We start from the raw sequence: 11,729 nt of genomic DNA, 5'->3' as shown, positions 1-11,729 counted from the left end.
GAAATACTTTGGACAGAATGGCCACCATTCGACCCGCCGGACTGGGCGCTATAACTATGTCTGCCATCCGGCACCGACTGAAAAAGCACACCGCGTCCACGGAGGGACGGCCCATGAAACAACGAGGTTTCTCGCTGATTGAACTGATACTCGGCCTGTTCCTGAGCGGCATCCTGGCCAATCTGGCAGTGCCGAGCCTCAAGGGGCTGCTCGAGTCGCAACGACGCCAGAGCGCCGCCGAATCCCTTGCCGGCGGACTGCGTTATGCCCGCACAGAAGCCATCGCACGCAATCGCACGGTGGTTATCCATGCATTGGACGATGACTGGAGCCGGGGTTGGAGGGTGATACTGGACCTGAACGGTCGCGGCCATCTGGACGACAAAAACCCGGTGCTGCTGGAGCGCCAGGACAGTGGGCAGATACCGATTGTGGGGAATACGCCGGTGAGAACCCAGATACGCTTCAGCAGCCTGGGCGAACCGCTGCTGTCAGCAGGGGCATTCAGCGCCGGCACCGTCCACGTGTGTGCGACGGACCAGCAACTGAGCCTGTATCAAATAGTGCTGGCCGCCAGCGGGCGTATCAGCCTGCGCAGTAACAAGACCGAGCAGGCTTTGTGCCGGGGCTATGCCGGTACTCCGGGCCTCAGAGCAGCGAACGAACCCGCAGCTCCTTGGGCATGGAGAAAGTGATGTTCTCTTCACGGCCAGCCAGTTCATCAGCGCCCGTGGCGCCCCAGGCCTGCAGTTGCTGAATAACGCCACGCACCAGGACTTCCGGGGCCGAGGCTCCGGCAGTGATGCCGATGCGTTCGACACCGTCGAACCAGCTGCGCTGCATGTCTTCGGCACCATCGATCAGGTAGGCCGGGGTGGCCATGCGCTCGGCCAGTTCGCGCAGGCGGTTGGAGTTGGAGCTGTTGGGGCTCCCCACCACCAGCACAACATCGCATTCGTCGGCCAATTGCTTGACCGCATCCTGGCGGTTCTGGGTGGCGTAGCAGATGTCATCCTTGCGTGGGCCGCCGATGGCCGGGAAGCGCGAGCGCAAGGCATCGATGACGCGGCTGGTGTCGTCCATGGACAAGGTGGTCTGGGTAACGAAAGCCAGCTTTTCAGGGTTGTGCACCTGCAATGCAGCGACGTCTTTTTCGTCTTCCACCAGGTAGATCGCGCCACCATTGCTGCCATCGTACTGGCCCATGGTGCCCTCGACTTCCGGGTGACCGGCGTGGCCGATCAGGATGCACTCACGACCATCACGGCTGTAGCGCGCGACCTCGATGTGCACCTTGGTCACCAGCGGGCAGGTGGCGTCGAACACTTTCAGGCCACGGCCTGCTGCTTCGGTGCGTACCGCCTGGGAAACGCCGTGAGCGCTGAAGATGACGATAACGTCGTCCGGCACCTGGTCCAGTTCTTCAACGAAGATGGCCCCGCGGCTGCGCAGGTCTTCGACCACAAACTTGTTGTGGACGACTTCATGGCGCACGTAAATCGGCGGCCCGAAAACTTCCAGGGCGCGGTTGACGATTTCAATCGCCCGGTCCACGCCGGCGCAGAAGCCACGGGGGTTGGCGAGTTTGATTTGCATGCTGTGCCTCGTGTCTTGCCCTGTAGGATCGAGCTTGTGTGGCGAGGGCGCTTGCTCCCGCTGGGCTGCGAAGCAGCCCCAACAAGCTCGCCCCTGCAGTAGGCCGATTTCGTTAGTTACAGCGCTTTAACGTCGATGATTTCAACATCAAAGGTCAAGGTTTTCCCGGCCAACGGGTGGTTGAAGTCGATGGTCACTTGCGCGTCATCAAAGGCTTTCACCACACCCGGCAGCTCGGTATTCGCCGCATCGTTGAAGATCACCAGCAAGCCTTCCGACAGCTCCATGTCCTGGAACTGCGAACGCGGGATGATCTGCACGTTTTGCGGGTTGGGCTGGCCAAAGGCGTTTTCCGGCAGGATCTGCAGGTTGCGCTTGTCGCCGGCCTTGAAACCGAACAGTGCCGCTTCGAAACCCGGCAGCAGGTTGCCGTCGCCGACCTTGAAGGTCGCCGGGGCCTTGTCGAACGTGCTGTCGACCGTGTCGCCATTCTCCAGGCGCAATGCGAAATGCAAGGTGACTTCCGTGTTCTGGCCAATGCGTTGCTCAGCCAATACCTGTTCAGTCATGAACGGTCTCTCCGGTTTTCTTGCTTTTGAACATATCCAACGCCAGCATGATTGCACCGACGGTGATGGCGCTGTCGGCAAAGTTGAACGCCGGGAAGTACCAGCGGTTCTGCCAATGCACCAGAATAAAGTCGATCACATGGCCCAGGGCAATGCGGTCGTAGAGGTTGCCCAATGCGCCACCCAGCACCAGCGCCAACGCAACGGCCAGCCAGGTGTCGTTACGCCCCAGGCGCTTGAGCCAGACTACCAGCACGGCACTGACCACCACGGCGATCAGGGCAAACAGCCAGCGCTGCCAGCCGGAGCTGTCAGCCAGGAAGCTGAACGCAGCGCCGGTGTTGTAGGCCAGGGTCCAGCTGAAGTAGTCGGGAATCACCACGATCTGCTGGTACATCTCCAGGGCGCCTTCGAAGTGAGCCTTGCTGAGCTGGTCAATGACCAGCACCAGCACGCTCAACACGAGCAAGCCCAGGCGTCCAAAACGACTGGCTTCAGGCATAGTGACGAACCTCGCCAGCGCCAGAGATATTGTCGACGCAACGACCGCAGATTTCCGGATGCTCAGGGTTCACGCCGACATCTTCACGGCAGTGCCAGCAACGGGCGCACTTGGCGAAGGACGACTTGACCACCTTGAGCTTGAGACCCGGGACTTCGGTCGCGACGGCATCTGCAGGCGCCTGGGCAAACGGCGCCAGGCTGGCGGTCGAGGTGATCAGGACGAAGCGCAGTTCGTTGCTCAGCTTGGCCAGGTCAGCGGTCAGGCCTTCTTCGGCAAACAGCGTGACTTCGGCTTGCAGGTTGCCGCCAACGGCCTTCGCCGCGCGCTGCACTTCCAGCTCCTTGTTCACGGCAACCTTGACGGCCATTACGCCTTCCCAGTACTCGCGGCCCAGCTCGAAGTCGGCCGGCAATTCGGTCAGGCCTTCGTACCAGGTGTTGAGCATCACGGACTCGTTCCGCTCGCCCGGCAGGTATTCCCACAGTTCGTCGGCGGTGAATGCCAGGATCGGGGCGATCCAGCGCACCAGCGCTTCAGAGATGTGGTACAGCGCGGTCTGCGCCGAACGGCGGGCCTTGCTGTTGGCGCCGGTGGTGTACTGGCGGTCCTTGATGATGTCGAGGTAGAAACCACCCAGCTCCTGCACGCAGAAGTTGTGGATCTTCGAGTAGACGTTCCAGAAGCGGTATTCGCCGTAGTGCTCTTGCAGCTCGCGCTGCAGCAACAGGGTACGGTCCACGGCCCAACGGTCCAGGGCGAGCATTTCCTCGGCCGGCAGGATGTCGGTGGCCGGGTTGAAACCGGTCAGGTTCGACAGCATGAAGCGTGCGGTATTACGGATCCGGCGGTAGGCATCGGCGCTGCGCTGCAGGATCTGCTCGGAAACGGCCATCTCGCCCGAATAATCGGTAGAGGCAACCCACAGGCGCATGATGTCGGCGCCTAGGGTGTCGTTGACCTTTTGCGGCGCGATCACGTTGCCCAGGGACTTGGACATCTTGCGACCGTTCTCGTCGACGGTGAAACCGTGAGTCAGCAGCTCGCGGTACGGGGCGTGATCGTCGATCGCGCAACCGGTCAGCAACGAGGAGTGGAACCAGCCACGGTGTTGGTCCGAACCTTCCAGGTACAGGTCGGCACGCGGGCCGGTCTCATGGCCCATCGGGTGCGAGCCGCGCAGTACGTGCCAGTGGGTGGTACCCGAGTCGAACCAGACGTCGAGGGTGTCGCTGATCTTGTCGTACAGCGGCGCTTCGTCGCCCAGCAGCTCGGCGGCGTCCAGCTTGAACCAGGCTTCGATGCCCTCTTGTTCAACGCGCTGGGCAACCTCTTCCATCAGCTCGACGGTACGTGGGTGCAACTCGCCGCTTTCCTTGTTCAGGAAGAACGGGATCGGCACGCCCCAGTTGCGCTGGCGGGAGATGCACCAGTCCGGACGGTTGGCGATCATCGAGTGCAGGCGCGCCTGGCCCCAGGCCGGAACGAACTTGGTGTCTTCGATCGCCTTGATCGCACGCTTGCGCAGGGTTTCGCCGCTGGTCGGCTCTTTGTCCATGCCGATAAACCACTGCGCAGTGGCGCGGTAGATCAGCGGGGTCTTGTGACGCCAGCAGTGCATATAGCTGTGGGTGATGGTTTCGGTGTGCAGCAGCGCACCGACTTCCGCCAGCTTGTCGACGATCGCCGGGTTGGCCTTGAAGATGAACTGGCCACCGAAGAATTCCAGGGACGGCACGTACACGCCGTTGCTTTGCACGGGATTGATGATGTCGTCGTTGACCAGGCCGTACTGCTTGCAGATCACGAAGTCGTCTACGCCATAGGCAGGCGAGCAGTGAACCACGCCGGTGCCGGCGCCCAGTTCAACGTACTCGGCCAGGTAGATTGGCGACAGGCGGTCGTAGAACGGGTGACGGAAGTTGATCAGTTCCAGCGCGGACCCGGTAGTGGTCGCGATCACCGAGCCTTGCAGGTTGTAGCGGGCCAGGCACGCCTCCACCAGCTCTTCAGCCAGCACCAGCAGTTTGTCACCGACGTCCACCAGGGCGTAGGTGAATTCCGGGTGCACGTTCAGCGCCTGGTTGGCCGGGATGGTCCACGGGGTGGTGGTCCAGATCACGATGGAGGCTGGCTTGGCCAGGCTCGCCAGACCGAAGGCTTGCGCCAGTTTGGCTTCGTCGGCAATCGGGAAGGCCACGTCGATGGTCGAGGACTTCTTGTCTTCGTACTCGACTTCGGCTTCAGCCAGGGCCGAGCCGCAATCGAAGCACCAGTTCACGGGCTTGAGGCCCTTGAACACGAAACCGCCCTTGACGATTTCGGCCAAGGCGCGGATTTCACCGGCCTCGTTCTTGAAGTTCATGGTCTTGTACGGGTTGGCCCAGTCGCCCAACACCCCCAGGCGGATGAATTCGGACTTCTGCCCTTCGATCTGCTCGGTGGCGTAGGCACGGCACAGTTCGCGGGTTTTATCCGCGCCCAGGTTCTTGCCGTAGGTCACTTCGACCTTGTGTTCGATCGGCAGGCCGTGACAGTCCCAGCCCGGGACATAAGGCGCGTCGAAACCCGAAAGGGTTTTCGAGCGGATGATCATGTCCTTGAGAATCTTGTTCAGCGCATGACCGATGTGAATCGTGCCGTTGGCATAAGGAGGGCCGTCGTGCAGGACGAATTTCGGACGATCCTTGCCAATCTCGCGCAACTTTCCGTACAGGCCAATACTGTCCCAGCGCTGCAGGATCTGCGGTTCGCGCTGTGGCAGGCCGGCCTTCATTGGGAAGGCGGTGTCCGGAAGGTTTAGCGTGGCTTTATAGTCGGTCATTTAAGGCTCTTCATTAGCGATGGGCGCTAGGTGCGGCTAGTGCACGGGCGGCGGCGACATCCGCATTGATCGCCGTTTTCAACGCCTCCAGGGAGGCGAAACGCTGCTCTTCACGCAGCTTTTGGTGGAAAGCCACCGTCAAACGCCGGTCATACAAATCACCGGCAAAATCCAAAAGGTGAACTTCCAGGTGGGCTTTGCCATCACCTGCAACCGTGGGCCTGACGCCTATGTTGGCGACTCCGGGCCACGATTGGCCGTCGATGTCGACACTCACCAGGTAAACCCCGGTCAGTGGCACACGACGGCGCTTGAGCTGCACGTTGGCGGTTGGCGTGCCCAGTTGGCGCGCCAGCTTCTGGCCGTGCAGCACCCGCCCGGCAATCCGGAACGGGCGACCGAGCAAACGCTCGGCCAAGGCGAAGTCGGCAGCGGCCAGGGCGTTACGCACCTGGGTACTGCTCACGCGCAGGCCGTCCAGTTCGACGGTTTGCGCGGCTTCGACGGTAAAACCCTGGGTGACGCCGGCCTGCTGCAGGAAATCGAAATCCCCTACCCGGTCGCAACCGAAACGGAAGTCGTCGCCGACCTCCAGATGCTGCACGCCGAGGCCGTCCACCAGGATACGGTCGACGAACTCGGCGGCGCTGAGGCTGCGCAAGCGCTGGTTGAAAGCCAGGCAGAGGACGCGGTCCACACCTTCTTCAGCCAGCAGTTGCAGCTTGTCCCGCAGGCGGGCCAGACGCGCCGGCGCCGTCTGCGGGGTAAAGAATTCTCGCGGCTGTGGTTCAAAAATCACCACGCAGCTGGGCACGCCCAACTCAACCGCACGCTCACGCAGGCGGGCCAGGATAGCCTGGTGGCCACGGTGAACACCGTCAAAGTTGCCAATAGTGGCGACGCAGCCCCGATGCTGGGGGCGCAGGTTGTGGAGACCTCGAACCAGCTGCATAACGCGCTTCTTGCTCATAAAGTGGTCGATTATAACCACACCCGGCCCCGGACGACAGGCAACAGCGCAGGCCATTTGCGCGAATCGATAAAACAACCGTCTTATCGACGAAAAGTCTCTAGCTCAGCGACTTGCGATTGAAATCCCGCAAGCGGAAGCCCATCAGCAGCAACATGCCGAAGTACACCAGCACACCAGCCGCCACCAACGCTCCCAGGCGCATGAAGCGCTCGAGCATATGGCCCTGCTCCCAGGCCGGCATGAAGTGCATCAGGCCCAGCAGTACCGCGGCCATCGTCCCCACTGCCACCACCAACTTGAGCGCAAACGAGCCCCAGCCCGCCTGAGGCTGGAACATTTTCTGTTTACGCAGCTGATAAAACAGCAGCCCGGCGTTGATGCAGGCCCCCACACTGATCGCCAGCGCCAGCCCGGCATGCTTCAGCGGACCGATGAACGCCAGGTTGAGCAGCTGGGTAACCACCAGGGTGAAGATCGCGATCTTTACCGGGGTACGGATGTTTTGTTGAGCATAAAAGCCGGGGGCCAGCACCTTGATCACGATAATGCCCAGCAGCCCAACGGAATAGGCGATCAGCGCACGCTGGGTCATCGAGGCGTCAAACGCAGTGAACTGGCCGTACTGGAACAGCGCGACCGTCAGCGGCTCGGCGAGCAACCCCAGGGCCACGGCACACGGCAGCACCAGCACGAAGCACAGGCGCAGGCCCCAGTCGAGAATCCGCGAATATTCGTGGCGATCTTTGCTGGCATAGGTGCGCGACAGCGTTGGCAGCAGGATCGTGCCGAGCGCCACGCCGAGCACGCCGGACGGCAACTCCATCAGACGGTCGGCGTAGTACATCCACGACACCGAACCCGAGACCAGCAGCGAGGCGAAGGCGGTGTTGATGATCAGGGAAATCTGGCTGACGGAAACCCCGAGGATGGCCGGCAGCATGTTGCGCATCACCCGCCAGACGCCGGTGTCCTTGAGATTCAAACGCGGCAGCACGAGCATGCCGATTTTCTTCAGGTGCGGCAGCTGGTACAGCAGTTGTGCCAGGCCACCCGCCAGGACCGCCCAGCCGAGGGCCATCACAGGCGGATCGAAATACGGTGTCAGGAACAGCGCAAAAATAATCATGCTGACGTTAAGCAGGGTCGGCACGAAGGCCGGCACCGAGAAACGGTTCCAGGTATTGAGGATCGCCCCGGCCAGGGACGACAGGGAAATCAGCAATATATAAGGAAAGGTCACCCGCAACAGATCAGTGGTCAGGGCGAATTTTTCCGGTGTATTGGCAAAACCGGGGGCCGTGGCCCAGATCACCCAGGGCGCGGCGAGCATCCCGGCGATCGTCACCAGCGTCAGCACCAACGTCAGCAAACCCGAAACATAGGCAATGAAGGTGCGGGTCGCCTCCTCGCCTTGCTGGGCCTTGTACTCCGCCAGAATCGGCACGAATGCCTGGGAAAAAGCCCCCTCGGCGAAGATCCGCCGCAGCAGGTTGGGCAGTTTAAAGGCAATAAAGAAGGCATCCGTGGCCATGCTGGCGCCAAAAATACGTGCCAGCAGCGTGTCACGCACAAACCCCAGAACCCGGGAAATCATGGTGATAGAGCTAACAGCGGCCAACGATTTGAGCAGATTCATTGAAAGAGTTTTTGCCTATAGATAAAGAGCAGGCGAACAAACGGCCCACATATGCGATACTCCGCGCCTGCAACAAGCACAGAGCCAAAGCTCGCGAGTTTACAGGTCAAGCGCCGGAAATAAATCACCCGCCTCTTAAGATCGACCACTCAGCAGTTCGCATCACACGCCCTTGACAAGACTTCAACTCATCGGCATGATTCGCGGCCTATTTTGTTTGCTATTTCCTAAAAAGTCTTTCGAGGAGCTCGACGGTGGCCAACACACCTTCCGCCAAAAAACGTGCAAAACAGGCTGAGAAGCGTCGCAGCCACAACGCCAGCCTGCGTTCCATGGTTCGTACCTACATCAAGAATGTAGTTAAAGCCATTGACGCAAAAGACGCTGAAAAAGCTCAAGCTGCTTACGTTCTGGCCGTGCCAGTTATCGACCGTATGGCCGATAAAGGCATCATCCACAAGAACAAAGCTGCTCGCCATAAAGGTCGTCTGAATGGCCACATCAAGGCTCTGAACCTTGCTGCTGCAGCCTAAGCGATAAGCTTGTTAAAAAACCGACCCCAGGGTCGGTTTTTTATTGCCTGCGATTTGGGAAAGCCAAAAAAAAGAGCCAGCATGCCGGCTCTACTTCAGATTTATTGCGCCGTGGGCCACGGCAGGATCGGAATCGCCGTCACCGCATTCTGCGGACTGCCTTCGATCAAGCGGTCACTGTAGACCAGATACACCAGGGTATTGCGCTTCTTGTCGAGGAAACGCACCACCTGCATGGTCTTGAAGACCAGGGACGTGCGCTCCTTGAACACCTCATCCCCATCCTTGAGCTCGCCCTTGAAGCGAATTGCACCTACCTGGCGACAGGCAATCGACGCCTCGGCGCGATCCTCCGCCAGACCCAACCCACCCTTTACCCCGCCCGTCTTGGCGCGAGACAGGTAGCAGGTCACGCCATCCACCTTCGGGTCATCAAAGGCCTCGACCACGATCCGGTCATTGGGGCCGACAAACTTGAACACCGTCGACACCTGGCCAATCTCTTCGGCCGACGCCAGCAACGGCATCGCCAGCAGCAAACCGAGCAATCCCTTCATTACGCGCATCGAGACTTCCTTTTTACTTAAACCAGAATCAGGTTATCCCGGTGAACCAGCTCCGGCTCAGCCATGTAACCCAACAGACCGACAATCGCCTCAGACGACTGCCCGATGATTTTCTGCGCCTCAAGGGCACTGTAGTTGGCAAGGCCACGGGCAATCTCACGACCGTCCGGCGCCACGCACACCACCATTTCGCCACGGCGGAAGCTGCCCTGGACCAGTTTCACACCCACCGGCAGCAGGCTTTTGTTGCCTTGGGACAATGCTGAAACCGCACCAGCATCCAACACCAGGGTACCGCGCGTCTGAAGATGCCCCGCCAGCCACTGCTTGCGCGCCGCCAGCATGCCGCGCTCAGGCGACAGCAGCGTACCGATGCGCTCGCCCGCCTTGAGACGATCCAGCACCCGCTCAATCCGACCGCCAACGATGATGGTATGCGCGCCGGAACGCGCAGCCAGCCGTGCCGCACGCAGCTTGGTCTGCATGCCACCACGCCCCAGGGCACCGCCGACACTGCCAGCCACCGCATCCAGCGCCGGATCATCGGCACGCGCCTCATAAATCAGCTGGGCCTCAGGGTTATTGCGCGGGTCAGCGTCGAACATGCCGTCACGATCCGTGAGGATCACCAGCAAATCAGCCTCAACCAGGTTGGCCACCAGCGCTGCCAGGGTGTCGTTGTCACCGAAGCGAATCTCGTCGGTCACCACGGTGTCATTCTCGTTGATCACCGGGATCACCTTGAGTTCAACCAGGGCACGCAGGGTGCTGCGGGCATTCAGGTAGCGCTTGCGGTCGGACAAGTCGTCATGGGTCAGCAGAATCTGCGCCGTGTGGCGCCCGTGCTCGGCAAAGCTGGACTCCCAGGCCTGTACCAGGCCCATCTGACCAATCGCGGCGGCAGCCTGCAGCTCATGCATCGCGCTGGGTCGCGCGGTCCAGCCGAGGCGGCTCATGCCGGCGGCAACCGCCCCGGACGACACCAACACCAACTCGACGCCGGCCTCATGCAAGGCCACCATCTGGTCCACCCAGACACTCATGGCCGCACGATCCAGCCCCTTGCCATCCGCCGTCAGCAGCGCGCTACCGATCTTAACGACCCAACGCTGCGCACCTGTCACCTTGCTCCGCATCATCTTCAACCTTAGATAGAGGGCCGCGCGACCCAGCGCCGCCCATAACGTTATTCGTGACTACCGATTTCCAGATACCAAAACGCCGCTCGATTGAGCGGCGCTTAAGTTTACTGCAACGAATCAGTCGCGCACGTAAATGATTTCCGGACCATCTTCATCATCCACGTCTTCCTCGTCCCAATCATCGTCACCGATATCATGGACCGACTTGACGCCACTGCGACGCAGGGCACGCTGATCATCCAGCGCCTGCAACTGGGCGCGAGCCTCGTCTTCGATGCGCTGATCCAGTTCAGCCAGCTCGGCCTTGTAGACAGGGTCGGCGGCCAGGCGATCGGCACGGTCTTCGAGGTAACGCATGATGTCGCGAGTCAGGCGCTCAGTGCCTTCTTTGGCAATGGCCGAGATCACGTAGACCGGACCGGTCCACTCCAGGCGATCAACGATCTCCTTGACGCGCTCTTCGTGCTCTTCCTCGAGGATCTGGTCGCACTTGTTCAGCACCAACCAGCGGTCACGCTCAGCCAGGGACGGGCTGAACTTGGTCAGCTCGCTGACAATCACTTCAGCAGCGTCCGGTGCACTGGTGTCATCCAGCGGCGCCATGTCGACGAGGTGCAGCAGCAAACGGGTGCGGGACAAGTGCTTGAGGAAACGGATCCCCAGGCCTGCGCCGTCGGAAGCGCCTTCGATCAGGCCCGGAATGTCCGCAACCACGAAGCTTTTCCAGCGGTCGACGCTGACCACACCCAGGTTCGGCACCAGGGTAGTGAACGGGTAATCGGCGACTTTCGGCTTGGCAGCAGACACCGAGCGAATGAACGTACTTTTGCCGGCGTTCGGCAAGCCCAGCAGGCCCACATCAGCCAGCACCTTCATTTCCAGCTTCAGGTCACGCTGCTCGCCTGGCTTGCCCGGCGTGGTCTGGCGTGGCGCACGGTTGGTACTGGACTTGAAACGGGTGTTACCCAGGCCGTGCCAGCCGCCATGAGCCACCAGCAGGCGCTGACCGGCTTTGGTCAGGTCACCAATGACTTCCTGGGTTGCGGAGTCGATAACGGTGGTGCCGACCGGAACCCGCAGTACCAGTTCTTCGCCTTTTTTACCGGTGCAGTCGGTGCTGCCGCCGTTGGAGCCACGCTCGGCATCAAAGTGCCGGGTGTAACGGTAGTCCACCAGGGTGTTGAGGTTTTCGTCGGCGATCATGTAGACCGAGCCGCCATCACCGCCATCACCGCCGTTAGGACCACCGTTTTCGATGAATTTTTCCCGACGGAAACTCATGCAACCGTTACCGCCGTCGCCAGCTTTTACTCGGATCGAAACTTCATCAACAAACTTCATAACAAAACGCCTCTCGCCACACGGACGAGCTTAAGAAACCAAGACAT

The 11,729-nt window shown here is 60.6% G+C and carries 11 protein-coding genes; 2 read left to right on the top strand and 9 right to left on the bottom strand.

From position 1 onward, the window contains the following. Positions 1–113: 113 nt before the first annotated feature. Positions 114–695 (top strand): GspH/FimT family pseudopilin, encoded by a 582-nt coding sequence (locus HX811_RS00120; RefSeq protein ID WP_003215883.1) that lies wholly within the window; start codon positions 114–116, stop codon positions 693–695. Here the strand turns inward: HX811_RS00120 and ispH are convergent. The 6 genes from ispH to murJ all read right to left on the bottom strand — a co-directional run bounded on the left by ispH (position 649) and on the right by murJ (position 8,100). After that, on the bottom strand, positions 649–1,596 hold the full coding sequence (ispH, locus tag HX811_RS00115; RefSeq protein ID WP_003215881.1) for a 4-hydroxy-3-methylbut-2-enyl diphosphate reductase: 948 nt from the start codon (positions 1,594–1,596) through the stop codon (positions 649–651). The two genes, HX811_RS00120 and ispH, sit on opposite strands and share 47 nt — an antisense overlap. Positions 1,597–1,712: 116 nt before the next feature. After that, on the bottom strand, positions 1,713–2,150 hold the full coding sequence (fkpB, locus tag HX811_RS00110) for an FKBP-type peptidyl-prolyl cis-trans isomerase (RefSeq protein ID WP_003215879.1): 438 nt from the start codon (positions 2,148–2,150) through the stop codon (positions 1,713–1,715). A 7-nt stretch (positions 2,151–2,157) separates the two neighbouring features. Beyond that, positions 2,158–2,667 carry a signal peptidase II gene (gene lspA / locus HX811_RS00105; protein WP_003215877.1) on the bottom strand — a complete coding sequence of 170 codons (510 nt, stop codon included), beginning with the start codon at positions 2,665–2,667 and terminating at the stop codon, positions 2,158–2,160. Then, positions 2,660–5,491, bottom strand: a complete 2,832-nt coding sequence (ileS, locus tag HX811_RS00100) for an isoleucine--tRNA ligase (protein WP_008432838.1) — start codon at positions 5,489–5,491, stop codon at positions 2,660–2,662. The genes lspA and ileS overlap by 8 nt, the downstream gene beginning before the upstream one ends. 13 nt (positions 5,492–5,504) lie before the next feature. Next, positions 5,505–6,443, bottom strand: a complete 939-nt coding sequence (gene ribF / locus HX811_RS00095) for a bifunctional riboflavin kinase/FAD synthetase (protein ID WP_003215874.1) — start codon at positions 6,441–6,443, stop codon at positions 5,505–5,507. A 118-nt stretch (positions 6,444–6,561) separates the two neighbouring features. Next, positions 6,562–8,100, bottom strand: coding sequence for a murein biosynthesis integral membrane protein MurJ (murJ, locus tag HX811_RS00090; protein WP_008432837.1), 1,539 nt, complete (start codon positions 8,098–8,100; stop codon positions 6,562–6,564). 254 nt (positions 8,101–8,354) lie between these two features. Here murJ and rpsT point away from each other — a divergent pair, with 254 nt between their 5' ends. Further along, complete coding sequence (rpsT, locus tag HX811_RS00085; protein ID WP_003215870.1) at positions 8,355–8,633, top strand: 30S ribosomal protein S20; 279 nt, start codon at positions 8,355–8,357, stop codon at positions 8,631–8,633. Between the two features lie 101 nt (positions 8,634–8,734). On the opposite strand, the gene HX811_RS00080 is transcribed toward rpsT, so the two are convergent. The 3 genes from HX811_RS00080 to cgtA form a co-directional block, all read right to left on the bottom strand. Then, positions 8,735–9,199 (bottom strand): CreA family protein, encoded by a 465-nt coding sequence (locus HX811_RS00080; RefSeq protein ID WP_008432835.1) that lies wholly within the window; start codon positions 9,197–9,199, stop codon positions 8,735–8,737. Positions 9,200–9,216: 17 nt separating this feature from the next. Further along, positions 9,217–10,335, bottom strand: a complete 1,119-nt coding sequence (gene proB, locus HX811_RS00075) for a glutamate 5-kinase (protein WP_003215866.1) — start codon at positions 10,333–10,335, stop codon at positions 9,217–9,219. A 123-nt stretch (positions 10,336–10,458) separates the two neighbouring features. Further along, positions 10,459–11,682: an Obg family GTPase CgtA gene (cgtA, locus tag HX811_RS00070; RefSeq protein WP_003215864.1), complete on the bottom strand. Its 1,224-nt coding sequence runs from the start codon at positions 11,680–11,682 to the stop codon at positions 10,459–10,461. Positions 11,683–11,729 lie beyond the last annotated feature (47 nt).

It is taken from the genome of Pseudomonas sp. F8002 (assembly GCF_013385495.1).
In the GTDB taxonomy this organism is placed as follows: domain Bacteria; phylum Pseudomonadota; class Gammaproteobacteria; order Pseudomonadales; family Pseudomonadaceae; genus Aquipseudomonas.
The sequence above is the reverse complement of the archived record's forward strand: the minus strand, read 5'-3'. Positions and strand labels throughout refer to the sequence as shown.